25 protein-coding genes and 3 tRNA genes are annotated in these 23,158 nt (G+C 69.8%); 19 read left to right on the top strand and 9 right to left on the bottom strand.

The window, feature by feature from the left end; translation table 11 throughout:
- Positions 1 to 220: 220 nt before the first annotated feature.
- The 3 genes from QRN27_RS13825 to QRN27_RS13815 all read left to right on the top strand — a co-directional run bounded on the left by QRN27_RS13825 (position 221) and on the right by QRN27_RS13815 (position 1,237).
- The gene (locus QRN27_RS13825; RefSeq protein ID WP_285042720.1) at positions 221 to 970 is read left to right on the top strand and encodes a lytic transglycosylase domain-containing protein; all 750 of its coding nucleotides are present in this window, start codon (positions 221 to 223) and stop codon (positions 968 to 970) included.
- 79 nt (positions 971 to 1,049) lie between these two features.
- Positions 1,050 to 1,121 (top strand) — tRNA-Thr (locus QRN27_RS13820).
- A gap of 42 nt (positions 1,122 to 1,163) precedes the next feature.
- Positions 1,164 to 1,237, top strand: a tRNA-Met gene (locus QRN27_RS13815).
- Positions 1,238 to 1,322: 85 nt separating this feature from the next.
- Here the strand turns inward: QRN27_RS13815 and QRN27_RS13810 are convergent.
- From QRN27_RS13810 to QRN27_RS13800, 3 genes are all read right to left on the bottom strand, one after another.
- Entirely contained in the window at positions 1,323 to 1,874 is a 552-nt protein-coding gene (locus QRN27_RS13810) for a hypothetical protein (RefSeq protein ID WP_285042719.1), read from the bottom strand.
- 103 nt (positions 1,875 to 1,977) lie between these two features.
- A complete protein-coding gene (locus QRN27_RS13805; RefSeq protein WP_285042718.1) occupies positions 1,978 to 2,541 on the bottom strand; it encodes a hypothetical protein in 564 nt (187 codons plus the stop codon).
- Positions 2,542 to 2,654: 113 nt separating this feature from the next.
- The gene (locus tag QRN27_RS13800; RefSeq protein ID WP_285042717.1) at positions 2,655 to 3,053 is read right to left on the bottom strand and encodes a MerR family transcriptional regulator; all 399 of its coding nucleotides are present in this window, start codon (positions 3,051 to 3,053) and stop codon (positions 2,655 to 2,657) included.
- 92 nt (positions 3,054 to 3,145) lie between these two features.
- Here QRN27_RS13800 and QRN27_RS13795 point away from each other — a divergent pair, with 92 nt between their 5' ends.
- From QRN27_RS13795 to QRN27_RS13765, 7 genes are all read left to right on the top strand, one after another.
- Complete coding sequence (locus QRN27_RS13795; protein ID WP_285042716.1) at positions 3,146 to 3,847, top strand: SDR family oxidoreductase; 702 nt, start codon at positions 3,146 to 3,148, stop codon at positions 3,845 to 3,847.
- Between the two features lie 81 nt (positions 3,848 to 3,928).
- Entirely contained in the window at positions 3,929 to 4,240 is a 312-nt protein-coding gene (locus QRN27_RS13790; RefSeq protein ID WP_285042715.1) for a DUF3253 domain-containing protein, read from the top strand.
- Positions 4,241 to 4,294: 54 nt separating this feature from the next.
- Entirely contained in the window at positions 4,295 to 4,885 is a 591-nt protein-coding gene (locus tag QRN27_RS13785; protein WP_285042714.1) for a histidine phosphatase family protein, read from the top strand.
- Complete coding sequence (locus QRN27_RS13780; protein ID WP_285042713.1) at positions 4,882 to 5,679, top strand: sulfite exporter TauE/SafE family protein; 798 nt, start codon at positions 4,882 to 4,884, stop codon at positions 5,677 to 5,679. Before QRN27_RS13785 ends, QRN27_RS13780 begins: the two co-directional genes overlap by 4 nt.
- Positions 5,680 to 5,742: 63 nt before the next feature.
- Positions 5,743 to 6,192, top strand: a complete 450-nt coding sequence (locus tag QRN27_RS13775) for a MaoC family dehydratase N-terminal domain-containing protein (RefSeq protein WP_285042712.1) — start codon at positions 5,743 to 5,745, stop codon at positions 6,190 to 6,192.
- Positions 6,189 to 6,623, top strand: coding sequence for a MaoC family dehydratase (locus QRN27_RS13770; RefSeq protein WP_228507299.1), 435 nt, complete (start codon positions 6,189 to 6,191; stop codon positions 6,621 to 6,623). Before QRN27_RS13775 ends, QRN27_RS13770 begins: the two co-directional genes overlap by 4 nt.
- A 13-nt stretch (positions 6,624 to 6,636) precedes the next feature.
- The gene (locus tag QRN27_RS13765; protein WP_285042711.1) at positions 6,637 to 7,773 is read left to right on the top strand and encodes a UDP-N-acetylmuramate dehydrogenase; all 1,137 of its coding nucleotides are present in this window, start codon (positions 6,637 to 6,639) and stop codon (positions 7,771 to 7,773) included.
- A 79-nt stretch (positions 7,774 to 7,852) separates the two neighbouring features.
- Here the strand turns inward: QRN27_RS13765 and QRN27_RS13760 are convergent, their stop codons facing one another.
- The 4 genes from QRN27_RS13760 to aceA form a co-directional block, all read right to left on the bottom strand.
- Positions 7,853 to 9,046, bottom strand: a complete 1,194-nt coding sequence (locus QRN27_RS13760; protein WP_285043114.1) for a pyridoxal phosphate-dependent aminotransferase — start codon at positions 9,044 to 9,046, stop codon at positions 7,853 to 7,855.
- A gap of 90 nt (positions 9,047 to 9,136) precedes the next feature.
- Positions 9,137 to 9,757, bottom strand: a complete 621-nt coding sequence (locus QRN27_RS13755; protein WP_285042710.1) for a hypothetical protein — start codon at positions 9,755 to 9,757, stop codon at positions 9,137 to 9,139.
- Positions 9,758 to 9,890: 133 nt separating this feature from the next.
- Positions 9,891 to 11,555, bottom strand: a complete 1,665-nt coding sequence (gene aceB, locus QRN27_RS13750) for a malate synthase A (RefSeq protein ID WP_285042709.1) — start codon at positions 11,553 to 11,555, stop codon at positions 9,891 to 9,893.
- Between the two features lie 162 nt (positions 11,556 to 11,717).
- The gene (aceA, locus tag QRN27_RS13745; protein WP_285042708.1) at positions 11,718 to 13,064 is read right to left on the bottom strand and encodes an isocitrate lyase; all 1,347 of its coding nucleotides are present in this window, start codon (positions 13,062 to 13,064) and stop codon (positions 11,718 to 11,720) included.
- Positions 13,065 to 13,214: 150 nt separating this feature from the next.
- Between aceA and QRN27_RS13740 the strand changes: the two genes are divergently transcribed.
- The gene (locus QRN27_RS13740) at positions 13,215 to 14,711 is read left to right on the top strand and encodes a helix-turn-helix transcriptional regulator (RefSeq protein WP_285042707.1); all 1,497 of its coding nucleotides are present in this window, start codon (positions 13,215 to 13,217) and stop codon (positions 14,709 to 14,711) included.
- Positions 14,712 to 14,771: 60 nt separating this feature from the next.
- Here QRN27_RS13740 and QRN27_RS13735 read toward each other — a convergent pair whose 3' ends face one another.
- The gene (locus tag QRN27_RS13735) at positions 14,772 to 15,845 is read right to left on the bottom strand and encodes an alkene reductase (RefSeq protein WP_285042706.1); all 1,074 of its coding nucleotides are present in this window, start codon (positions 15,843 to 15,845) and stop codon (positions 14,772 to 14,774) included.
- A gap of 275 nt (positions 15,846 to 16,120) precedes the next feature.
- On the opposite strand from QRN27_RS13735, the gene QRN27_RS13730 reads away from it, so the two are divergent.
- Complete coding sequence (locus tag QRN27_RS13730; RefSeq protein WP_285042705.1) at positions 16,121 to 17,380, top strand: low temperature requirement protein A; 1,260 nt, start codon at positions 16,121 to 16,123, stop codon at positions 17,378 to 17,380.
- On the opposite strand, the gene QRN27_RS13725 is transcribed toward QRN27_RS13730, so the two are convergent.
- Complete coding sequence (locus tag QRN27_RS13725; RefSeq protein WP_285042704.1) at positions 17,358 to 17,909, bottom strand: DUF805 domain-containing protein; 552 nt, start codon at positions 17,907 to 17,909, stop codon at positions 17,358 to 17,360. The genes QRN27_RS13730 and QRN27_RS13725 overlap by 23 nt on opposite strands.
- Positions 17,910 to 18,044: 135 nt before the next feature.
- Between QRN27_RS13725 and QRN27_RS13720 the strand changes: the two genes are divergently transcribed.
- From QRN27_RS13720 to rplA, 7 genes are all read left to right on the top strand, one after another.
- Positions 18,045 to 18,650 carry a hypothetical protein gene (locus QRN27_RS13720; protein WP_285042703.1) on the top strand — a complete coding sequence of 202 codons (606 nt, stop codon included), beginning with the start codon at positions 18,045 to 18,047 and terminating at the stop codon, positions 18,648 to 18,650.
- Between the two features lie 85 nt (positions 18,651 to 18,735).
- Positions 18,736 to 20,094 (top strand): LamG-like jellyroll fold domain-containing protein, encoded by a 1,359-nt coding sequence (locus tag QRN27_RS13715; protein ID WP_285042702.1) that lies wholly within the window; start codon positions 18,736 to 18,738, stop codon positions 20,092 to 20,094.
- A gap of 175 nt (positions 20,095 to 20,269) precedes the next feature.
- Positions 20,270 to 20,342 (top strand) — tRNA-Trp (locus QRN27_RS13710).
- Between the two features lie 41 nt (positions 20,343 to 20,383).
- Positions 20,384 to 20,656, top strand: a complete 273-nt coding sequence (secE, locus tag QRN27_RS13705) for a preprotein translocase subunit SecE (protein WP_056014068.1) — start codon at positions 20,384 to 20,386, stop codon at positions 20,654 to 20,656.
- A gap of 138 nt (positions 20,657 to 20,794) precedes the next feature.
- Positions 20,795 to 21,769 carry a transcription termination/antitermination protein NusG gene (gene nusG / locus QRN27_RS13700; protein WP_285042701.1) on the top strand — a complete coding sequence of 325 codons (975 nt, stop codon included), beginning with the start codon at positions 20,795 to 20,797 and terminating at the stop codon, positions 21,767 to 21,769.
- Between the two features lie 93 nt (positions 21,770 to 21,862).
- On the top strand, positions 21,863 to 22,294 hold the full coding sequence (gene rplK, locus QRN27_RS13695) for a 50S ribosomal protein L11 (protein WP_056014074.1): 432 nt from the start codon (positions 21,863 to 21,865) through the stop codon (positions 22,292 to 22,294).
- 115 nt (positions 22,295 to 22,409) lie between these two features.
- Complete coding sequence (gene rplA / locus QRN27_RS13690) at positions 22,410 to 23,099, top strand: 50S ribosomal protein L1 (RefSeq protein ID WP_056014076.1); 690 nt, start codon at positions 22,410 to 22,412, stop codon at positions 23,097 to 23,099.
- Positions 23,100 to 23,158: the final 59 nt, after the last annotated feature.

Raw genomic sequence — 23,158 nt, 5'->3', positions numbered from 1 at the left:
TCGACCGGTCGCCGCCCTCGGTTACGGTGGACGGGTGGTGACGTCGGCGAAGGGGAACAGTCGACGCCGGCCCGCCGGATCGACGCCGAAGCCCTCCTCGCGTACCCGGACCAGTGCTGCCCGCTCGGCTCCCAAGCCACGTTCGCGCGCCGTCAGCTCGCGCGGTGCCACCAAGCCGCCGAACCGAAGGTCAGCCAGCAAGCGCCAGCGACTCGCCCCGATGGGGTGGGTCGTCGCCTTCGCTGCCGTTGCCGTGGGGCTCGCGGTCATCGTCGCCGTCGTCGCCTGGGGGCCGGAGCTCGTCAGGCAGGCGCAGGTGCGGGACTCGACCCTCGGCACCGCACCCCACGCCGCGGTCGAGGGGCCCGGTATCCCCGCGGTGGGCTCTGCCGGCACGGCGCCTGCCGCCATCACCGACCGCGTCGACGCCGCCTGGGCTGCGGCAACGGCACAGCGCCTCGGCATCCCGGAACGCGCCATGTCCGCCTACGCTGGGGCGGCGCTGGCCACCGCGCAGACGCGACCCGGGTGCGGGATCGCATGGAACACCCTCGCCGCGCTCGGGAGCGTCGAGTCCGGGCATGGGACCATCTTCGGTGGCGCCCTCGACGCCGCCGGTCGAGCGACCCCGCCGATCATCGGACCCGCGCTCACCGGGACCGAGTTCGACGCCGTCACGGACACCGACGGCGGCGCTTTCGACGGGGACGCCCGGTGGGACCGCGCGGTCGGTCCGATGCAGTTCATCCCCTCGACCTGGGAGCGGTGGGGAGCGGACGGGAACGGCGACGGCGTCGCGGACCCGCAGCAGATCGACGACGCGGCGCTCGCCGCTGCCGGCTACCTCTGCCACGGCGGACGGGACCTGCGGATCGAGGCGGACTGGGTCGCCGCGATCGGCTCGTACAACGGTGCCGCCTCGTACCTCGCGAAGGTCGTGCACGCCGCCGACACCTTCGCGGCCAAATGATGCGCGAGCGTGTACGAAGCACGCCTCCGGGGATGCTAGTCTCTACTGGTGCCATTTCCGCGTGAGCGGTCTGGTTCGCGCTCCGATAGCTCAGTGGTAGAGCACTTCCTTGGTAAGGAAGAGGTCGCGGGTTCAAGTCCCGCTCGGGGCTCGTTCTCTCCGTCACTGCTCTCGCCGGCATACGGAGAGACGTGGCAGGGTAGCTCAGTTGGTGAGAGCGCACGACTCATAATCGTGAGGTCGAGAGTTCGAATCTCTCTCCTGCTACGCAAGGCCCGGGTTTCCGGGCCTTTTGCGTTTCCGGAGGCAGCCTGCGGTGCCGAGGAGTTCATCCTCGTCGAGCGTCATCGTCTCAGTGGGTCCCGGTGAGGGCGCCCCCGAGCATGATGGCAGCGGGCACCAGCAGGCCGAGCAGCACACCGCCGACCGCCGCCCAGATGCCGATGCGGGCATGCGGCGCCATCCGGGGGCGGAGGCCGAGTTCCTCGCCGATCTCCCGGATCCGTGCGCGCTCGTTCTCGGGACTGAACGCGACCTCGAACCCGCCGGGTGCGATGCCGAGCATGATGACCCGGCCGTAGCGGACCCGACCCGACTGCCAGGAGAACGACCACGACAGGCGTGGGACGAATCCGGCGGCGCCCGCCGACCAACTCATCCTGCGCAGGGTGTCGGTGATGCTGAAGCGCCGTCGCCGTTCGTCCACGCGGACCGTGTACGTGATGCTGTCGGATACCTCGTTCAGCTGGAGGACGCTCAACCAGTGGGAGTTCGCAAGGTCGAAGCCGACCTGGAACCCGCCCGGGACCGTGGTGACGATGAACGGGGTGTTCTGGAGTTCAGCCTCGACGGTCCAGCGGTACTCCTCGAGCACGCCGGTGGAGGTGCTCTCGGTTCCGTTCACGGGTTCAGTATGGCAAGAGGCCACCGTTCGGAGGGGTGAGCCGCATGGGCAGCGCTCCCCATCGTCGAACGCGACGCCGGTCGCCTGGACCGGACCAGCCGCGTCACCGGTCCCAGATGCTGCGGTACCCCGGGGAGAAGGCGATCATCGCCGCGAGCAGGGTGCCGATACTGAGGAGCGGGAGCGCCGGCCCGAGCTCCCAGGGCGAGTCCGCGAAGATACCGATCAGCATCACCATCCAGGCTCCGATGTTGCCGAGGATGAGCACGATGATGACGGTCACGGCCGTGGCACCCGCCCGGGCGGAGGTCCGGTTCCCCCGGAACACCGGTGTGGTGCAGATCGCCGCGATGATCACCAGGATGAGCACGAGGAACGCACTCGCGAACAGGATCGAGGCGGCCTCCGGATCGCCGTCGTCGTCGCGATCGGCGAACCCGCCGAGGAAGAAGAAGAGGTTGAAGACCTCCGTGCCCTCGTCATCGGTCGTCTGACTGGCGAACGGGACGAACAGCGAGAGGATGAGCGCGATCTCCAGCAGCAGCATGGGGATCGTGATCAGAATGGATTCGATGCTCGCCACACGCTGTTCGAGCCGGGTGCGCGCCGCCTGTGCCGCGACCGACTCTGTCGGGACCGCCGGCCCCTGGCTCTCGGATGCACTCATCGCTGACCCCCGTCTCGGCTACCACGAAGGCGGGCCACCGGTTGTGTCCTCGACCTCCGACCTGGTCATGGTAGCCGCGAAGGACCGACAGCGTCGAAACCTGGCCGAGCGCGTCAGGCGGCGTCCAACTCCGCCGGACGCTCCTCGCGCAGGGCCGGGCAGTGCTCCGGCGTCGGGTGGAGCGTGATGTCGATGACTGCTTCGAGGCGTGCGCGCGCGGCCTCGAGGTCCGCCAGCTGCGCCGTGATGCGATCGCGTTCGGTCCGAAGCAGCTCGAGGGACTCCGGCGTCGCGACTCCGGCGTCGACGCAGGGGAGGAGCTGCACGATGGTGCGGCTCGGGAGGCCGGCCGCGAAGAGCTGCTGCACGAGCTCGACCCGTTCGACCGCCGCCCGTTCGTAGCTCCGTTGGCCGCTCGTCGTGCGCGTTGCGGTGAGTAGCCCCTGCTCCTCGTAGTAGCGGAGCGAGCGGACGCTCACCCCGGTCCGAGCCGCGAGATCCCCGATGCGCATCGATCTTCCGTTCCTGGCTTGCACCTGACATTGATGTGAGGTCTTAGCCTAACCAGGCTGCTGCGGGATCGCCCCGCACGCGGAAGGGAATCATGGACATCGCAGGATCCGTCGCACTCGTCACCGGCTCGAACCGGGGCATCGGGCGTCGATTCGTCACCCAGCTGCTCGAGCGCGGCGCATCGAAGGTGTACGCGACCGCGCGCCGCCCCGAGCTCGTCGACATCCCCGGCGTGGAGGTGCTGCAGCTCGACATCACCGACCAGGCCTCCATCGAGGCGGCGGCCGCGATCGCGACCGACGTCACCCTGCTCGTCAACAACGCCGGCATCGCCACGCAGGGCTCGATGCTGACCGGCGACCTCGCCGACGCACGTCGCGAGATGGACACGCACTACTGGGGCAACCTCGCCATGGTGCGCGCGTTCGCTCCGGTGATCGAGGGGAACGGGGGCGGGGCGATCGTCAACGTGCTCTCCGCCCTGAGCTGGTTCGCCCACCCCGGCTCCGGCGGGTACGCCGCGGCCAAGGCGGCCGAGTGGAACATGACGAACGCGGTCCGCCTGGAACTCGCCCCGAAGGGTGTCTCGGTGCAGGGACTCCACCTCGGTGCAGCCGACACCGACATCATGGCGGGGTACGAGGGGCCGATGGTCGATCCGGCGGACGTCGCCCGCGCGAGCCTCGACGGTGTCGAACAGGGTGTCGCGGAGGTCGTCGTCGACGACTGGAGCGCCATGGTCAAGGCCTCGCTCGCCAACGCCCCCGAGGGGTTCTACGCGCAGTTCGCTTGAGTCCCGCTCCGGTGAGCGGTGTCCCGTCCGGCTTTGCCGGCTCCGGGACGCCGCCGCAGGGGAGCGCGCATACTGGATGCCATGAGTGACGACACGGGGGCGCAGCGGCAGGGCCGGGGAGCCGTCGACGACGCCGTACTCGAGTCGACGATCTTGGACCTCCTCGGCAAGCGTGCCGTCACCTCGTCCATCTGCCCGTCCGACGCCGCTCGTGCCGTCGGCGGCGAGGAGTGGCGCGAGCTGATGGACGACACCCGCCGGGTCGCCTGGCGTCTCGTCGACGCCGGCCGGGTGCGGATCACCCAGGGCGACGAGGCGGTCGACCGCGAGACCGTCCGTGGCCCCATTCGGATCCGCTGGGCGACGGAAGCCGGGAGCGACACCGAACAGTAAGAGCGTCCGGCGCCGGCCGGTGGTCCATGCCCCGTCGGCGGTTAGGCTTGGGGCATGACCATCGCCCTCGTCCGTCACGGACAGACCGCCTGGAACTTCGAACGACGGTTGCAGGGGACGACGGACATCCCGCTGAACGACACGGGGCGGGAGCAGGCGGCCACGGTCGCCCCTCGCCTCACCGGCACCTGGGACGTCGTGGTCAGCTCCCCGCTCGGACGTGCCCGCGAGACGGCGCAGATCATCGCCGACGCCCTCGGGCTGGAACTCGGCGGCACCTACCCCGACATGGTCGAGCGGCACTACGGCGATGCGGAAGGCGCGACCGCGCAGATGGTGCTCGAGAACTGGCCCGACCACCAGTACCCGAACCTCGAGACCGAGGAGTCGGTCATCGAACGCGGCATGCGCGGCATCGAGGAGATCACTCGCGACCACCCGGGCAAGAACGTGCTCGTCGTGAGCCACGGCACGCTCATCCGCCTGACCCTCAGTCACCTGTCGGGCACCACGGTCCCGCCGCTCGAGAACTGTTCCGTGTCGGTCATCGAAGCCACCGACACCGGCTGGTCCCTCCTCGACGCCGGGACCGCTCGCACCACCCCGTCGCTCGAGACGGCGCTCTCCGGCCCCACCGCACGGTGACCGGAGACGACACGACCGGCCGTCCGGTCCGATCCGCGTCCGGCATCGCCTGGCTCATCGGGATCGGCCTGACCGCCGGGTTCCTGTCGGGGCTCTTCGGCGTCGGCGGCGGCATCCTCATCGTCCCGGCCGTGGTGTTCCTCCTCGGGTTCGGGCAACGGCTCGCCGCCGGGACCTCGCTCGCCGCGATCGTCCCGACCTCGCTCGTCGGGGTCATCTCCTACGCGGTGAATGGGACGGTCGACTGGGTGGCGGCGATCCTGCTGGCGGCCGGCGCGATCGGAGGCGCCCAGCTCGGCAGTTATCTGCTGGCGAAGCTCCCCAAGAGGGCGCTCCAGTGGGGCTTCATCGGCTTCCTGCTCGTCGTCGTGGTCTCCCTGTTCCTCATCGTCCCGTCCCGCACCGCCGAGATCGATCTGCACGTCGGTTCGATCATCGGCCTCATCCTCCTGGGCTTCCTGACCGGCGTCCTGTCGGGACTCCTCGGGATCGGCGGCGGGGTCGTCGTCGTGCCGATGCTCATCCTGCTGTTCGGAGCGAGCGACCTCATCGCCAAGGGCACGTCGTTGCTCATGATGGTGCCGACCGCGATCTCCGGCACCGTCGGCAACGTGCGGCGTGGCAACGTCGACCTCCGGGCGGCGGCGATCATCGGGGTCGCGGCGTGCACGACGACCGCGCTCGGCGCCATCGTCGCGTCGGTCGTCCCGCCATTCGTCGGCAACCTGCTCTTCGCGGCGTTCCTCGTGGTCGTCGCGATCCGCATGGTGCTCCAGGCGCTCAAGCGCTCCTGATCACCCCGATCGTCGATCCGGCTCCAAGACCCCCTCGCCGGGCCAGCGGGTAGGCTGGAGGGCGTGTCAGTGAACCCAGAGCTCGCCGGTCGGGTCTTCCCGCCCGTCGCCCCGTACCTGGTCGGACGCGAGAAGATCCGCGAGTTCTCGCGGGCCGTCTTCGCGACGAACCCCATCAACCTCGACCCGGAAGCGGCACGCGCCGCAGGCCACGCCGACGTGGTCGCGCCGCCGACGTTCGCGGTCGTCGTCCAGGAGCACACGCTGCAGCAGCTCCTCGCCGAGCCGGACGCCGGCATCGACTTCAGCCGGGTCGTCCACGGCGATCAGCGGTTCGTGCACCACCGCCCGATCGTCGCAGGTGACGAACTGACCGCGCAGCTGACGGTCACCTCGATCAAGTCCCTGGGCGGCCACTCGATGGTCACGTGCGACTCGGTCATGACCGACGCCGCCGGCGAGCCCGTGGTCACCGCGACCTCGACGCTCGTGGTGCGAGGAGACGAAGGATGAGCGACGTGCAGCAGACGACTCCCGCCATGCCCGCCGTCGGCGACGTCGTCGCCGAGCGGACAGTCCACCTCACCCGGGACGCGCTCGTGCGCTACGCCGGTGCCTCGGGCGACTTCAACCCGATCCACTACCGCGACGACGTCGCCGCGTCCGTCGGGCTGCCCGGCGTCCTCGCCCACGGCATGCTGACGATGGGGATCGCCGCGCAGCCGGTGGTCGACTGGATCGGCGACCCCGGCCGAGTGCTCGACTACCAGGTGCGGTTCACTCGCCCGGTCGTCGTCGACCCGGAGACCGGCGCCGAGCTCCACATCGTCGCAAAGGTCGGCAAGCTCGACGCCGACGCGCAGACCGCACGCATCGACCTCACCGTCACCTTCGCCGAGCAGACGGTGCTCGGCAAGGCGCAGCTCGTCGTCGGCTTCGCCTGAGCTGCGGAGCGCCATGACCGACACCATCAGTCTGCGTGAGCTCACCACCCTGCAGGTGGGTGGGCCTGCCGCGGCCTTCGTGGAATGCACGAGCGAGGCCGAGCTGATCGACGCCGTGCTCGACGTCTGGAACACCGACCAGCCGTGGCTGCTGCTCGGGGGTGGCTCGAACCTCCTCGTCGGTGACGAGCCGCTCGAGGCCACCGTCATCAGAGCGGCGAACCGCGGCATCGAACGGCTCGATGCGCCGGCTGGCCGCGTGCGGTTGCGGGTACAGGCAGGCGAGGACTGGGAAGCGCTCGTCGCCTACACGGTGGAGCACGGCTTCGCGGGCATCGAGGCGCTCTCCGGCATCCCGGGATCCTGCGGGGCGGCCCCCGTCCAGAACATCGGCGCCTACGGACAGGAGATCGTGTCGTCGCTCGTCGCGGTCGATCTCCTCGACGAGGAGTCGCAGACCGTCGAGCGCGTGCCCGCCGCCGAGCTCGGCCTGGGGTACCGGACGTCGGTCCTGAAGCGGCACGGCGGCGGGGAGCCCGAACGGTCGGGCGTGGTCGTGGCGATCATCATCGAGCTCGACGACGTCGGTGTCGACGGTCTCGCCGCACCGATCGCCTACCAGCAGCTCGCCTTCGCGCTCGGCGTGGAAGTCGGTGAGCAGGTCCGTCTGGCCCAGGTGCGCACGACGGTGCTCGCGCTCCGTGCCTCGAAGGGCATGGTGCTCGACCCGGACGACCCCGACACCGCCAGCGCCGGATCGTTCTTCACAAACCCGATCGTGTCCGAGCACATCGCCCGCTCGCTCCCCGGTGACGCTCCCTGGTGGCCCGTCGACCCGCCGGCCGACGACGACACCGAGTACGTCTTCCCGCTCGGCGAGGTCGTCAACCCGCCCCGGCCGGCTCTCGTGGAGCGGCTGGCGAAGCTCTCGGCCGCCTGGCTGATCGAGCGGGCCGGTGTCCGTCGCGGGTTCGCGCTCCCCGGATCACACGCCGCGGTCTCCACGAAGCACACCCTCGCGCTGACGAACCGAGGCGGCGCGACCGCCACCGAGATCGCCGAACTGGCCCGCTTCGTGCAGGCGCGGGTCCACGCCGAGTTCGGCGTCCTCCTGCAGCCCGAACCCGTGGTGGTCGGCGTCACGATCTGAGCCGCACCGTCGGCCGTCGCCGAGCGTCCGCCCACCGACCGTCCGCCCGCCCGCCGAACGCCGGCGGGCGGACGACGGATCAGGACGCGAAGAGGCGCTGCAGCCGCTGGACGCCCTCGAGGAGCTGGTCGTCGCCGAGCGCGTAGCTGAACCGCAGGTACCCGGACGGCCCGAACGCCTCGCCGGGGACGGCGGCGACCTCGGCCTGGTCGAGCATGAGGTCCGCGAGCTCGAGCGAGGTCGTGGGCGTTACGCCGCCGAACGTCCGGCCGAGCAGCGCCGTCACGTCGGGGTAGACGTAGAAGGCGCCCTGCGGGGTGGGGGTCGCGAAGCCGTCGATCGTGTTGAGTTCCCCGACGATGAGCTTGCGGCGGCGGTCGAAGGCCTCACGCATGGACTCTGCAGCGTCCTGCGGGCCGGTGAGGGCCGCGATCGCCGCGCGCTGCGCGATGTTGTTCACGTTGCCGGACAGGTGCGACTGCAGGTTGCCGAGCGCCTTAATCGCGTCCGCCGGACCGACGGTCCACCCCACGCGCCAACCGGTCATCGCGTAGGTTTTCGCCACCCCGTTGACGAGGAGGGTCTGCTCCGCGAGCTCGGGGACCGCCTCGACGATGGACGTCGCACGGACGCCGTCGTAGGTGAGGTTCTGGTAGATCTCGTCGGAGATGACCCAGATGCCGTGCTCGAGCGCCCACTCGCCGATGGCCTTCGTCTGCTCGGGGGAGTAGACGGAGCCGGTCGGGTTCGACGGGGAGACGAAGAGGAGGACTTTGGTGCGTGGGGTGCGGGCCGCCTCGAGCTGCTCGACGGTGACCTGGTAGTTCTGCGAGGCGTCGGCGAAGACGTCGACCGCGACACCGTCGGCGAGGGCGATGGCCTCGGGGTAGGTGGTCCAGAACGGCGTCGGCACGATGACCTCGTCGCCGGGGTTCAGCAGCACCTGGAACGCCTCGTACACCGACTGCTTGCCGCCGTTGGTGACGATGACCCGGCCGGGGTCGACCTCGAGACCGGAGTCGCGGAGCGTCTTCTCGGCGATCGCGGCACGGAGATCGGGCAGACCGGCGGCCGGCGTGTACCGGTGCGCCTTCGGGTCGCGCGCGGCGACGAGGGCGGCCTCGACGATGTGCTCCGGCGTCGGGAAGTCGGGCTCGCCCGCCGCGTAGGAGATGACGGGGCGACCCTGCGCCTGCAGGGCCTTCGCCTTCGCATCCACCTTCAGCGTGGCGGACTCGGCGATCGCTGCGATCTTCGTGGACAGGCGGGGCATGGAGGTCGATTCAGGCACGACTCCGAGCGTACCCAACCCGGTGTCGCGAGGACAGTGCGTGACGCGGACCTGACCTGTCGGGAACGGACCCTATCGGGACCGGGCGCCGTCGACGGCCGCTGCCGCCCAGGCCACGCCGACGCCGATGGCGGCGGAGAACGCCGTGAGCAGGTCGTCGCGGGTGATGCCCGACAAAACGGTGTCACTCAGGCGCTCGGTCAGCAGTGGGACGGCGGCGAAGGCGAGCAGCAGGACGAAGGTCGGCAGGGATCGCCCACGGACGATCAGCCAGACGGCGGCAGCGGTGACGGCGCCGAGCGTGACCGACATCGATCCGTAGAGCAGGAACGGCGGCGTCGCGATGGTCGCCGTCGCCGACCCGAACGCATGGACCGCGAGACCGGCCACGACGACGACGGAGGCGAGCACGCGTCGCGCCAGAGAGGCTGGGGCGATCAGAGCGCCGGCCACGAGGACCGCGCCGCCCACGAAGAACTGGAGGAGCAGGGTGGCGATGACATCGGCGTCCGACTGGAGCCACATGACGTTCAATCCGGCGCGCATGGCGAGGTAACCACCCAGGACGACGGCCACGAGTGAGGCGCCGTAGCGGCTCGACGCGTTCCAGCGCGGCACCGTCGACGGCTCCGGCGAGGTCGTGCCGAGGGACGGGAGACGGGTGGGCGTCGCTTCCTGCACGTTCTGGGTCATACGCCCGACTCTACGGTGCCCGCTGCGGGTCGGCCAGAGCACGGATGCACCGCCGCTCGCCGTCAGGCCCCCGGAACGATTCCGGGCGACGTCCGACGACGAGCGGCGGGCGGGAGTGCTGGACGTCGCGCACCTACGCCGGGTCGACCAGGTGACGGGTGTACGCCGGCACGGTGAGGAAGGTCGGGAACTCGTCGCGGAGCGCCACCTCGCGGAACAGCTCGGCGGCGTCGTCGAAGCGGTCCTCGGCGGTCCGCGGGAGCGAGCCGAGCAGCTCGTCGAGGAGGCCCTCGACCCGCTCACGGGTGATCGGCCGGCCGTCGTCCGTCACGACGTCCTGGTGGATCCACTGCCAGATCTGCGAGCGGCAGATCTCCGCCGTCGCGGCGTCCTCCATCAGTCCGTCGATGGCCGCCGCGCCGACCCCGCGCAGCCAGGAGTCGAGGTAGCGGACCGTGATCGACACGTTGTCGCGGAGGCCGGCGTCGGTGACCGCGCGACCGATGCGCACGTCCAGGAGCTGCGCCGCGGTGACGGACACGTCCTCCCGCAGTCGCTCGAGTTGGTTGGGGCGTTCGCCGAGGACCGCGTCGAACTCGTCCCTCGCGGCCCGGATGAGTCCCGGGTGGGCCACCCAGGTCCCGTCGAACCCGTCGGCCGCCTCACGACGCTTGTCGGCGGAGACCTTCTCGATGGCCCGCGCCGTCGCCTCCGGGTCCCGGCTGTTCGGGATGAAGGCCGACATGCCGCCGATCGCGTGCGCGCCGCGGCGGTGACAGGTCTGCACGAGCAACTCGGTGTACGCCCGCATGAACGGCACCGTCATCGTGACCTCGCTCCGGTCGGGCAGGACGAAACGGGCTCCGCGACCGCGGTAGTGCTTGATGATCGAGAAGATGTAGTCCCACCGTCCGGCGTTGAGGCCGGCGCAGTGGTCCCGGAGCGCGTACAGGATCTCGTCCATCTCGAACGCCGCCGGCAGCGTCTCGATGAGGACGGTCGCACGGATCGTGCCGTGCACCAGTCCCAGGCGCTCCTCCGTGAAGGTGAAGACGTCGTCCCAGAGCTTCGCCTCCTCGCTCGACTCCAGCTTCGGGAGGTAGAAGTACGGCCCCCGACCCGAGGCGATAAGGGCCTCGGCGTTGTGGAACACGTACAGGCCGTAGTCGACGAGGCTCCCCGACGCCGCCATGGAGGCGCCCGTGCGGTCGACGAAGCGCAAGTGCTTCTCGACCAGGTGCCAGCCGCGTGGGCGCATGACGATCGTGGGTGTCTCGGTCGCCGTGACGCGGTACTCCTTGCCGGCCTCGTTCGTGAACGTCAGCTCGCCGCGGATCGCGTCGCGGAGTGAGAGCTGCCCGCCGATGACGTTGGCCCAGGTCGGGCTCGTGGCGTCCTCTTGATCGGCAAGCCAGACGTCCGCCCCGGAGTTGAGCGCGTTGATGGTCATCTTCGGGTCGGTCGGTCCGGTGATCTCGACCCGGCGGTCCTCGAGTCCTGGTCCGGCACCGGCGACCCGCCAGGAGGCGTCCTCTCGGATCGCGGCGGTGTCGTCGCGGAACTTCGGGTCACGGCCGTTGCCGATCTCGAACCGTCGGCGCATGCGCTCGGCGAGGCGATCGTGTCGGGCGCCCGCGAACCGCTGGTGCAGCTCGGCGAGGAAGGCGAGGGCGTCCGATGTGAGGATCTCCTCGGAGCGGTCCAGGCGTCGACCGACGACCTCGATGGCGGGGCCGGTGCGCTGCGTCGGAACCGGTCCGGTCGTGGGCGCGGGCGGGGAGGCGAGGATGGTGTTCATGGGATGACTCCGTTTCGGATGGTGGCCCTTCGACAAGCTCAGGGACCGGGTGTGTGTCGCAGGGACCGGGTGTGTGTCGCAGGGACCGGGTGTGTGTCGCGGGGACCGGGTGTGGGTGTCGGGGACCGGGTGTGTGTCTCAGGGCTCGCGGGTGGACTGGGCTCAGTGGAACTGCTGTTCCTCGGTCGATCCGGCGAGCGCGAGGGTGGCGCTGCCGGGGTTGAGGGCGGTCGCGACCAGGTCGAAGTAGCCGGTGCCGACCTCCCGCTGGTGCTTCGTGGCGGTGTAGCCGTGGGCGGCTGAGGCGAACTCGGCCTCCTGGAGGTCGACGTAGGCGCTCATCGCCCGCTCCCGGTAGTCGCTCGCCAGGGTGAACATCGAGTGGTTGAGGGCGTGGAAGCCGGCGAGGGTGATGAACTGGAAGGCGTACCCCATGGCGGCGAGTTCGCGCTGGAAGGATGCGATCTGCGCGTCGTCGAGGTGCGACCGCCAGTTGAACGAGGGGGAGCAGTTGTAGGCGAGTTTCTTACCGGGGAACCGCTCGTGGACGGCCTCGGCGAAGCGGCGGGCGAGGTCGAGGTCGGGCCCAGCGGATTCGACCCAGAGGAGGTCGGCGTATTCCGCGTAGGCGAGGCCGCGGGCGAGCACCGGACCGATGCCGTTCTCCACCTCGTAGAAGCCCTCCGGGGTGCGGTTCCCGTTCAGGAACGGCTGGTCACGTTCGTCGATGTCGCTCGTGATCAGCGTGGCGGCGAGTGCGTCGGTGCGGGCGATGACGACCGTGGGGACACCGGCGACGTCTGCCGCGAGCCGCGCCGCGTTGAGCGTCCGGATGTGCTGGCCGGTCGGCACGAGGACCTTGCCGCCCATGTGGCCGCACTTCTTCTCGGCCGCGAGCTGGTCCTCCCAGTGGACGCCTGCCGCGCCGGCCTGGATCATGCCGGACATGAGCTCGTAGACGTTCAGCGGGCCGCCGAAGCCCGCTTCCGCGTCGGCGACGATCGGGGCGAGCCAGTCGATCGCCTCCTGTCCCGGGGCCCCGCCGAGAGGTGCCTCGGCGAAGTCGATCTGTTCGGCTCGCAGGAGCGCGTTGTTGATCCGGCGGACGACCGCGGGCACCGAATTCGACGGGTAGAGGCTCTGATCGGGGTAGGTCTGTCCCGACAGGTTCGCGTCGGCGGCGACCTGCCACCCGGAGAGGTAGATGGCCTTGAGGCCCGCCCTGACCTGCTGGACGGCCTGGTTGCCGGTGAGGGCTCCGAGAGCCGGCACCCACTCCTCGGTGTGGAGGAGATTCCACAGTCGCTCGGCGCCGCGACGGGCGAGGGTCGGTTCCTCGCGGACACCGCCTCGGATGCGGATGACGTCGGCCGCGGTGTAGTCACGGCGGACGCCGTCCCAGCGCGGGTCGGTGTCCCACTCTTCCTGCAGCTCCTCGGCGGTCTGCGTCTGGTCGCCGGCACGGAGCGGGCTGCGGTGGTCGGATGGGCTGGTGGCGGCGGTGCTCACGGTGGCTCCTGAGGGTCGGATGCGGTCGGTCTGGAGATGCTGTGGGACCGATCCTGTGCCCGCCGGAACCCCGACGGCCGTGATCCGTGAGCAGAAGAACGGCCGACCTTCTGGTTGCCGGAACAATCGGGCCGTGTGAGCATGATCCCCATGACCAGCACCGTCGCTGCTCCACCCGGCTCCGCCTCCCCTGGTGACGCCGCCCCTGACCACGCCGACGCCCTCGTCCTCGGGCGCCGGATCCGCGACGCCCGCCTGCGCGCCGGCCTCACGCTCGACGACCTCGCCCGCGCGATGGACCGGGCTCCGTCGCAGGCGTCGGCCGTCGAGAACGGGCACCGCGAGCCGAGCCTGGCGACGCTGCGCCTCATCGCGGCGGCCGTCGGCACCTCGGTCGACGACCTCCTGCGCGAGGAGCCACCGAGCGAGCGGGCCGCCCTGGAGATCGCCGTCGAGCGGGCACAGCGGGGGCCGGTCTTCTCCGCGCTCGGGATCGCCCCCATCCGTGTTTCGCGCGGCACCGCCGACGAGACCCTGCGGACCGTCCTCGCGCTCCACGACGAGGTCGCGAGACTCCACCGTGAACGTGCGGCGACGCCGGAGGAGGCGCGCCGGGCGAATGCGGCCCTGCGAGCGGACATGCGGGCCGCCGACAACTACTTCCCCGAGCTCGAGGCCGTCGCGAAGGGGCTCCTCGACGCCGTCGGCTACACCGGCGGGCCGGTCTCGCACCAGACCGTCTCGGAGATGGCGCAGTACCTCGGGTACTCGCTCCACTCGGTCTCCGACCTGCCGCATTCGACCCGGTCGGTCACCGATCGGCGGAACGGACGGATCTACCTGCCGACCGAGCCGTCGGTGTCGCGTGACTCGCGGTCACCCATCCTGCAGGCCTTCGCCAGCCACGTCTGCGGACACGAGGAACCGAGAAACTACGCCGACTTTCTGCGGCAGCGCGTCGAGACCAACTACCTGACGGCCGCGCTGCTGCTGCCCGAGCGCGACGCCGTCCGGGTGCTCGGCGCGGCGAAGCAACTGCGACGCATCTCGATGGAGGACCTGCGCGACGCGTTCGCCGTGTCCTACGAGACGGCGGCGCACCGGTTCACGAACCTCGCGACGAAGCACCTCGGCCTCCCGGTGCACTTCATGAAGGTGCACGAGTCGGGGACGATCATCAAGGCGTACGAGAACGACGGGGTGACCTTCCCATCCGACGTCCTCGGCGCGGTCGAGGGCTCACCCGTCTGCCGCAACTGGACGGCCAGGACGGTCTTCGACGTCGAGGACCGCTTCAGCCCCTGGTACCAGTACACCGACATGGACACCGGTACCTTCTGGTGCACCTCGCGCATCGAGCGGGCGAAGGAGGGGGAGTACTCGGTGAGCGTCGGCGTGCCGTTCGCGCACGTCAAGTGGTTCCGAGGCCGCGAGACGCCGCACCGGGCCACGTCGAACTGCCCGGACGAGCGGTGCTGCCGACGCGCGTCACCGGCGCTCGCCGAACGCTGGGCGGGGCAGGCGTGGCCGGCGGCGCGGACCCCGACGAGTCTGCTCGCGGCACTGCCGACGGGGTCGTTCCCCGGGGTCGACCCCGTCGAGGTGTACGAGTTCCTGGAGTCTCATGCCCCACCTGCAGCGGAGTGAGCTGAGGCGCCCCGTCACACCGCAGTCCGCGGGGTGACGAGGCGCCTCAGGTCGAGTGGATCAGCTGGCGAGGCGCGGGTAGTCCGTGTAGCCCTCGGCGCCCGGGCCGTAGAAGGTCGCCGGGTTCGGCGTGTTCTCCTCGTGCTCGCCCGCCCAGCGCTCGACGAGGTCCGGGTTCGCGATGGCCAGACGGCCCACGGCGACGGCGTCGGCGTGGGCGTGCTCGACGAGCGCGATCGCCTCCTCGCGGGTCGTGACCGTGCCGAAGCCGCTGTTCACGATGAGGTTGCCGCCGAAGTGACCGCGGAGGTCCTGCACCAGGGCACCGGCCGGCTCCTCGTGGAGGATGCTGAGGTAGGCGAGCCCGAGGGGGGCCAGGGCGTCGAGCAGCGACCCGTAGGTGGCACGGACGTCGGCCTCGTCGGTCTCCGCCGTGTCGCCGGCACCGTTCATCGGGGAGATGCGGATGCCGACGCGTGCTGCGCCGACGGCCTCGGCCACGGCGCGGACGACCTCCGCGACGTACCCGGCGCGGGCCTCCGGGCTTCCGCCGGCGCGGTCCGTGCGGACGTTGGAGACGGGGGAGAGGAACTGGTGCAGCAGGTAGCCGTTGGCGGCGTGGAGCTCGACGCCGTCGAGCCCGGCCTCGATCGCGTTCCGGGCGGCCTGGACGAACTCGTCACGGACCGTGTCCAGCTCCTCCGTCGTCAGGGCGTGCGGCACCGGGTAGGGCTGTGCGCCGGCCGGGGTGCGGACCTCGCCGGCGATCGCGATGGCGCTGGGCGCGACGATGCGGTCGGTGCCGGTGATGTCGGTGTGCGAGACACGGCCGCCGTTCATGAGCTGCATGACGATGAGGCCGCCGGCGCCGTGCACGGCGTCCGCGACGCCGCGCCAACCGGCGACCTGCTCGGGGGTGACGATCCCCGGCTGCCCCGGGTAGGAACGCGACTCGGCGCTCGGGTAGGTGCCCTCGGTGATGATGAGCCCGAGGCCCGCGCGCTGTCCGTAGTGCTCCGCGACGAGGTCGCCGGGGACGCCGTCCGCTCCGGAACGCATCCGCGTGAGCGGTGCCATGACGACGCGGTTGGCGAGCTCGAGGTCGCCGAGACGGACGGGGGCGAAGAGATCCATACGGGTGGTGCCTTTCGTGGGGGTGCGGTGCGCGCGGACGACGCAGCCTCAGGAGGCAACCGTCGATCGTCGACGGGTATTCCGATGAGGCTTTTGAACCTTGTGCTTCTCGCATTCCAGTCGCTAAGATCAATGCGTGCTCGTCAAGCTCTGTCCCCGCAGCTCGCGGCGAGCACGGCCCGGTACCGACGAATCCGAGGGGGAGGCGTCGGTGCCGGGTCCCATCGGGGCATCGACGCGCGGGCGATCCTGACGAAGCCTGTCAGGATACGGACATGCCAGCTTCCCGATTCGGCCTCGCCTCGGATCTCCGCCGTCCGGAATCCGGGGAGCGCGCCGAGCGCGTGACCTTCGTCGAGCTCTTCTTCGACCTCGTCTTCGTCTTCGCACTCACCCAGTTGAGCAAGCTCATCGCCGACGACCAGAGCGTGATCGCGGCGCTCGAGTCGGTCGTCCTCATCCTCGCGCTGTGGTGGTCGTGGGTCTCGACGAGCTGGGTCACGAACTGGCTCGACCCGGAACGCCTCGCCGTGCGGCTCGCCCTCATCGGCTTCGGACTGCTCGCCTTCGTGGCCGCGGTCTCCGTCTCGGCGTCCTTCGCGGATCGTGCCTTGGCGTTCGCGGTCGCGTACGTCGTGCTGCAGCTCATCCGCACCCTCTTCATGGTGGTCGCGACCTGGCGGCATGACCGCGACGTCGCCCTGAGTTTCGCCCGAGTGTTGGTCTGGGCGGCGCTCGCCGGGGTCTTCTGGATCGCGGGAGCGCTGGTGCCCACCGAGTGGCAGCTCCCGTTCTGGGTGGCGGCGGTCGCCATCGAGTACGGCGGTGGGGCGCTCGGCTTCCGCCTCCCGGGCATGCAACGGTCGGAGGTCGAGAGCTGGGACCTCTCCGGCGCGCACCTCTCGGAGCGGGCGTCCCTGTTCATCATCATCGCCATCGGTGAATCGCTGCTCGTCACCGGGTTCGCGTTCGTCGAACTCGAGACGTCACCCGAGGCGGTCGTCGCCATGCTGAGCGCCTTCGTCTCCGCCGCCGCCCTGTGGTGGCTGTACTTCCACCGCACCGAGGCCGTGGGGCGACACGCGGTGGAGGCCGCCGAGGAGGAGGCCGACCGAGCGAAGGACCACCTGCCCGAACGCCGCGGTCCGGGTCGTCTCGGACGCATTGCGCGAGACGGCTACAGCTACGCCCACGTCGTGATCGTGGCCGGGATCGTGCTCGTCTCGGTGGGCGACAAGGAGATCCTGGACCGGCCCGCCGCCGCGGTCGAACTCGCCGGAGGTGTCGTCATCGTCGGTGGCCCGGCGCTCTACCTCGTCGGCCTCCTGCTCTTCCGCTTCGTCGTCGACCGGGCCCTGCCCGCCGCCCCGCTCATCGGGCTCGGTGCGCTCACCGTCTGTGCGCTCGCCGCCGTCCTCGTGCCGAACCTGGGCGAACTCGCGCTCGGGTGCCTCTGCACCGCGGCGCTCGTCGTGGCCGCGCTCGCCGACACGGTCCGCCCGGCGCGCCAGGTCACTGCGGAGGAGTCGGCCTGATCTGCTCGGCGTCACGGTGCGGCCCGGTGTCGTACCGTGCGCCACCCGCGTCGCTCGGCTGTGCCGCGAGCCAGATGAAGAAGAACCATCCGAAGATCGGGACCAGGGCGATCAGCTGCCACCACCCGCTGTGATCGGTGTCGTGCATGCGTCGGGCGCCGAGTGACAGGCCGGGGATGATCGTCGCGAGTCCCCAGAGCCCGTACAGGACGCTCTGGGCACCCCAGGGCGGCCCCTCGGAGAGGTCGCCCTCCCAGAACGCCGAGGTCATGCCGGTGGAGACGTCGACGGCCCGCCCGATGGCGAGGAGTGCCAGGGCGATCACCGCGTTGAGGAGCGTCCACCACCAGAACTCACTGCGGCTCGCGCGTCCCGTGAAGATCGGGTAACGCGCCCAGAATCGACTGAAGGCCTGCAGTGCCGAAGCGCCCGGAAGCGGGCTGTCGTCCGCGAAGCGAGCGGGGATCCTGCGGTCGTCCTTGCCATCCGCGCCCATCGTGGTCGGTCGGTGTTCGTCTGCGCTGCTCATCGTCCCCCCTCGTTCGCGTCCGTCTGGTCGACCTCCACGCTATCAAATCTCCGTCAGGTGTTGTATTTCAGTTGCAGATGTGAAATATTACGTAGGTCAACCCACGCCGATCCCGGCCCGACTCTGGAGAATCACATGACCACCGTTCTGTCCCCCCGCTCCCGCCGCCTCGTCCGCTGGGCCGCGCTTCCCGTCGCCGTCCTGGCGAGCGGCGTCATCGTCTCGACGGCGTCCTACTCCGCGTTCACGTCCTCCACCGACAACACCGGCAACGCCTGGAGCGCAGGAGCGATCTCCCTCGCCGACGACGACTCCGGCGCGGCCATGTTCGCCGCCGAGGACCTCCAGCCCGGTTCGACCGGCGAGAACTGCATCGCCATCACCTCCGACGGATCACTCGAATCGGACATCCGCCTCTACACCGACAACGCCGCCCAGGAGCAGGGCCTCGACCGGTACCTCCAGCTCGAGATCGTCCAGGGCGCCGGCGGCGGGTACGGGTCCTGCGAGGACTTCGTCCCTGCGGCGTCGGGCGCCACCGTCTACAGCGGCACGCTGGCCGCTCTCGCCTCCGCCGCCGTCGACCACGCGTCGGGTGTCGGCTCGTGGGCATCCGACGGCGGCGGGGAGGAGCGCGTCTTCAAGGTCTCCTACACGCTGACCGACGACGCCCCGAACACGGTCCAGGGCGGATCCGCGACCGTCGACCTCGTCTGGGAGGGTCGCACGGCCACGTCCTGAGCCGACCGGGGTGCCCTTGGTCCGAGACCGAGGGCATCCGCCGTCGCCTCCTCCACCCGCCGCCCTCGACACCCCTGGAGTCCTCGTGAACGACACATCGTTCCGTCAGCGCCTGTGGCCGCAGGTGCTGGCAGCCGTCGCGCTCACCGCTCGCGTCCTCGCACTGCTCGCCCTGTGCCTCCTCGCCTGGGCCGCGGTTCCGAGGCTCGCGGGCTGGATCCCGACGACCGTCGCCTCCGGGTCGATGGAACCGCGCATCCTCACGGGCGACGTCGTCGTCTCGATGCCGATCGACGGTGACGAGGTGGGCAGCGGCCAGGTGGTGCTCGTCGATGATCCGGCCACCGACGGGTCACTCCTCCTCCACCGCCTGGTGGAGCGGGAGTCCGGAGGTCTGCGCTTGCAGGGTGACGCCAACCGGCAGCCGGATCGACTCCTGGTCGACGACGCGGCCGTGCGTGGTGTCGGCGTCCTCCGGGTGCCGTTCATCGGTCTCCCGATCGTCTGGGCACGAGCGGGGGACTGGCTCCCGCTCGTGCTCTCGGGGCTCCTTGCGGTGGCGGTCGGCTCAGCGGTCCTCAGGACGCGCCGGCTCCTGGGCGACGACTCCGCACCCCGATCGCCGGAGGGGCCACTCCGCGCCGCCCTCCCCACCGCGGGCGTGGTGCTCGCCGCGGCGCTCGCCGTCTCGTCCGTCCTGCCGACGGCTGGAGCGAGCTGGGCGGCGAGTACCGAGGCGGCCGGCAACCGCCTCGCCGCGGGCACGTTCTCCTGCTTCAACGCGCCGTTCAGCTCCCCGCTGATCGACTTCGACTTCAACGAGCCGGAGGGTACCGCGGTGGTCAACCACGGCACGGGTCCCTGGACCGCCTCGCTGGGAAGCGCAGCCTCGCGGGTTGCGGGTGGCTGCGGCGACAGTCCGTTCGTGCGACTCGACGGCTCAAGCGGCACGCAGATCACGACGGCTCCAGCGACCGTGACCCCCATCGCCTTCACGCTCGAGGCATGGTTCCGGACCACTCGCGCGCAGGGGCAGGTGCTCGGCCTGGGGAACGAGCAGGCGGTGGGGTCGGTCATCAGCGACCGGCACGTCTACATCGGGCCGGACGGGCATCTGAGCTTCGGCATCCTGGACACGAGCATGCACGCCATCACCACCTCGGAATCCGTCGTCGACGGCGCATGGCACCACGTCGCCGCGACGTCCTCGCCGGAGACGGGCATGGCGCTCTACCTCGACGGCGACCTCGTGGGGACCGACCCGGCGGCCATCACGCAGGAGACGCTGGGCTACTGGCGCATCGGCTTCGACGAGGTCCCCGCGGACTGGCCGAACGCCCCGACGTCGTCCTGGTTCGTCGGAGACCTCGATGCGATCGCGATCTCCTACCAGGTCCTCTCGGCTGGGGAGGTGCACGATCACGCCGCCGCCGGCCGTCACTGACCCGCACCCGGAGGGCGGCCGCTCGCCGGTTTTACAGCCGGGCAGCCGTGCCGTACACTGGATGGAGGTAGTTGAAATCTGCCATGATTTTCTGCGCCTGTTTTCCATCCTCGCGATGTCAGGCACGGTGCAGCAAGTCGGGGTAGATTCGACCCCTCCAGTGCAACAGCACTGAAGGGCGGTGGCTCAATTGGTAGAGCAGCGGTCTCCAAAACCGCAGGTTGCAGGTTCAAGTCCTGTCCGCCCTGCGAGTCGGTGCATATGCACCGGCACACGAAAGGTGTAACGAGTGGCCCCGAAGAGTACCGACACGCCCGGTGAGGACGTCGTCGTCAAGGCGAAGGCGGACCGTGCCGAACGGCGCGGCTTCTTCTCGGGCATCGTCCTGTTCCTGAAGCAGGTCTTCGCGGAACTCAAGAAGGTCGTCACGCCGACGCGGAAGGAACTCCTCAGCTACACGGCTGTCGTGCTCATCTTCGTCTGCATCATGATGGCCCTCGTCTACGGCATCGACTTCGTCTTCGCCTGGGTCGTCACCCTGGTGTTCGGCACCGCGAGTTAGTCCCGCTCAGGTTCCGGTGCTCCGGCCCGGTACCCGGGCTCCATCATCACCGACGGCGACACCGCCGTCACGCGCCAGCCTCTGGCGCCGCGGCCGGGATCAACCGTGATCCGCACTACAGAAACGGAATGGAAATCAGTGTCTGAGCGAAACTCGAACGACGTCGACTGGGCAACCGCTGCCGAGCAGTCCTCGGAGGACGACGAGGCCCAGGAGGGCAACGTGCTCTCGGCCGACGAGCACTCCGTCGACCCCGCTGAGCACAACGCCGTCCACGTCGAAGGGACCGGCGACACCGAGGTCGACCTCGACGCCATGCTCGACGCGATGGCCGAGGCCGTCGACCCCGAGGCCGACGCCGTCGTCGACGACGCCCTCGAGCTCGACGAGGCGGCCGAAGTCGAAGCCGCAGCAGAGGCCATCGCCGAGGAGGAGGCCGAGCCGCTCGACGCCGACACCGAAGCGGACGCCGAGCCCGCTGAAGAGACCGAGGAAGACCCCTACGACGCCTTCCGCAAGGAACTCCGCTTCCTGCCGGGCAAGTGGTACGTCATCCACTCCTACGCCGGATTCGAGCGCAAGGTGAAGGCCAACATCGAGCAGCGCAAGTCGACGCTCGAGGTCGCGGACTACATCTACCAGGTCGAGGTCCCCATGGAGGACGTCGTCGAGATCAAGAACGGTCAGCGCAAGATGGTCACGCGCGTCCGGATCCCCGGCTACGTGCTCGTCCGCATGGACCTCAACGAGGACAGCTGGTCGGTCGTCCGTCACACGCCTGGCGTCACCGGCTTCGTGGGCAACGCCCACAACCCGACGCCGCTCCGCTTCGAAGAGTCCTTCAACATGCTGAAGTCGCTCGTCGAGGTCAAGGAGACCGCGCCCGCCAAGGGCTCCGGCACCAAGGGCAGCGCCACGCAGCAGCGTGTCATCCCCGCCGAGGTCGACTTCGAGATCGGCGAGACGATCACCATCAAGGAAGGCTCGTTCGCGGGTCTCCCCGGATCGATCAGCGAGATCAAGCCCGAGAGCGGCAAGCTCACGGTGCTCGTCTCCCTCTTCGAGCGCGAGACCCCGGTCGAGCTCAGCTTCGACCAGGTCACCAAGCTCTAGCCCACCAGGCTCCCCAGTCCACCGCCGCCCGACGGGCGCGCGGGAGAGCACACATCATCCGATGGTGCTCGAACCCCAGAAGAAGGAAGAAACATGGCACCGAAGAAGAAGGTCACGGGTCTCATCAAGCTGCAGATCCAGGCCGGCGCCGCGAACCCCGCTCCCCCCATCGGCCCCGCCCTTGGTCAGCACGGCGTCAACATCATGGAATTCTGCAAGGCGTACAACGCGGCCACCGAGTCGCAGCGCGGCAACGTCATCCCCGTCGAGATCACCGTCTACGAGGACCGTTCGTTCACCTTCATCCTGAAGACCCCGCCCGCAGCGGAGCTCATCAAGAAGGCCGCCGGCGTCGCCAAGGGCTCCGGTACCCCGCACACCGTCAAGGTCGCGAAGCTCACCAAGGAGCAGGTCCGTCAGATCGCCGAGCAGAAGGCTCCCGACCTGAACTCGAACGACATCGACGCAGCCGCGAAGATCATCGCCGGCACCGCCCGCTCCATGGGCATCACGGTCGAGGGCTAGTCCTTCCGATCCGCACCGGGTGAGCCGCCAAGGCGACACCCACGCACGACTCTTTTTTCACTCGTGGCAGCGCCGGCCAGGCGCAGATGACCACATTTCTCATAGGAGAACGCACATGGCACAGAAGTCGAAGGCCTACCGGGCCGCAGTCGAGAAGATCGAGGCTGACAAGTTCTACACGCCGAACGAGGCAGTCGCTCTCGCCAAGGAGACCGGTTCCGCCAAGTTCAACAGCACCGTCGAGGTCGCCCTCAAGCTCGGTGTCGACCCGCGCAAGGCGGACCAGATGGTCCGTGGCACGGTCATCCTCCCGCACGGCACGGGCAAGACCGCCCGCGTGATCGTCTTCGCGACGGGCCCGGCAGCAGAGGCCGCCATCGCGGCCGGCGCTGACGAGGTCGGTGGCGACGAGCTCATCGCCAAGGTCGCCGAGGGCTACACCTCCTTCGACTCCGCGGTCTCGACCCCGGAGCTCATGGGTAAGGTCGGCCGTCTCGGAAAGGTCCTCGGTCCGCGTGGCCTCATGCCGAACCCGAAGACCGGCACCGTGACGCCGGACGTGGCCAAGGCCGTGTCCGACATCAAGGGCGGAAAGATCGAGTTCCGCGTCGACAAGCACTCCAACGTGCACTTCGTCGTGGGCAAGGCGTCGTTCGACGCCGCGCAGCTCGAGGAGAACATCAACACCGCGCTCGAGGAGATCCTCCGCCTCAAGCCGTCCTCCTCGAAGGGCCGCTACATCCAGAAGGGTGCCGTGTCGACCACGTTCGGCCCCGGCATCCCGCTGGACGTCAACTCCATCTAGTCACACCCGTACGAAGGCCCGGTCGCAGGAATGCGACCGGGCCTTCGTCGTTTCCAGCG

The sequence above is a fragment of the Plantibacter sp. LMC-P-059a genome (assembly GCF_030209505.1).
Taxonomy (GTDB): Bacteria; Actinomycetota; Actinomycetes; order Actinomycetales; family Microbacteriaceae; genus Plantibacter.
Note: the sequence above shows the minus strand (reverse complement) of the source record. Positions and strands in the feature narration are given on the sequence as shown.

What these genes read in the sequence shown, in the direction of transcription:
- QRN27_RS13730 (WP_285042705.1), top strand. Translation starts at nt 16,121, where the DNA reads ATGCCAGCTTCCCGATTCGGCCTCGCCTCGGATCTCCGCCGTCCGGAA.
- aceB (WP_285042709.1), bottom strand. Translation starts at nt 11,555, where the DNA reads ATGAACACCATCCTCGCCTCCCCGCCCGCGCCCACGACCGGACCGGTT.
- QRN27_RS13735 (WP_285042706.1), bottom strand. Translation starts at nt 15,845, where the DNA reads ATGGATCTCTTCGCCCCCGTCCGTCTCGGCGACCTCGAGCTCGCCAAC.
- QRN27_RS13785 (WP_285042714.1), top strand. Translation starts at nt 4,295, where the DNA reads ATGACCATCGCCCTCGTCCGTCACGGACAGACCGCCTGGAACTTCGAA.
- QRN27_RS13765 (WP_285042711.1), top strand. Translation starts at nt 6,637, where the DNA reads ATGACCGACACCATCAGTCTGCGTGAGCTCACCACCCTGCAGGTGGGT.
- QRN27_RS13725 (WP_285042704.1), bottom strand. Translation starts at nt 17,909, where the DNA reads ATGAGCAGCGCAGACGAACACCGACCGACCACGATGGGCGCGGATGGC.
- rplK (WP_056014074.1), top strand. Translation starts at nt 21,863, where the DNA reads ATGGCACCGAAGAAGAAGGTCACGGGTCTCATCAAGCTGCAGATCCAG.
- rplA (WP_056014076.1), top strand. Translation starts at nt 22,410, where the DNA reads ATGGCACAGAAGTCGAAGGCCTACCGGGCCGCAGTCGAGAAGATCGAG.
- QRN27_RS13805 (WP_285042718.1), bottom strand. Translation starts at nt 2,541, where the DNA reads ATGAGTGCATCCGAGAGCCAGGGGCCGGCGGTCCCGACAGAGTCGGTC.
- QRN27_RS13800 (WP_285042717.1), bottom strand. Translation starts at nt 3,053, where the DNA reads ATGCGCATCGGGGATCTCGCGGCTCGGACCGGGGTGAGCGTCCGCTCG.
- QRN27_RS13760 (WP_285043114.1), bottom strand. Translation starts at nt 9,046, where the DNA reads ATGCCCCGCCTGTCCACGAAGATCGCAGCGATCGCCGAGTCCGCCACG.
- QRN27_RS13790 (WP_285042715.1), top strand. Translation starts at nt 3,929, where the DNA reads ATGAGTGACGACACGGGGGCGCAGCGGCAGGGCCGGGGAGCCGTCGAC.
- QRN27_RS13795 (WP_285042716.1), top strand. Translation starts at nt 3,146, where the DNA reads ATGGACATCGCAGGATCCGTCGCACTCGTCACCGGCTCGAACCGGGGC.
- QRN27_RS13740 (WP_285042707.1), top strand. Translation starts at nt 13,215, where the DNA reads ATGACCAGCACCGTCGCTGCTCCACCCGGCTCCGCCTCCCCTGGTGAC.
- QRN27_RS13755 (WP_285042710.1), bottom strand. Translation starts at nt 9,757, where the DNA reads ATGACCCAGAACGTGCAGGAAGCGACGCCCACCCGTCTCCCGTCCCTC.
- QRN27_RS13770 (WP_228507299.1), top strand. Translation starts at nt 6,189, where the DNA reads ATGAGCGACGTGCAGCAGACGACTCCCGCCATGCCCGCCGTCGGCGAC.
- QRN27_RS13825 (WP_285042720.1), top strand. Translation starts at nt 221, where the DNA reads ATGGGGTGGGTCGTCGCCTTCGCTGCCGTTGCCGTGGGGCTCGCGGTC.
- QRN27_RS13720 (WP_285042703.1), top strand. Translation starts at nt 18,045, where the DNA reads ATGACCACCGTTCTGTCCCCCCGCTCCCGCCGCCTCGTCCGCTGGGCC.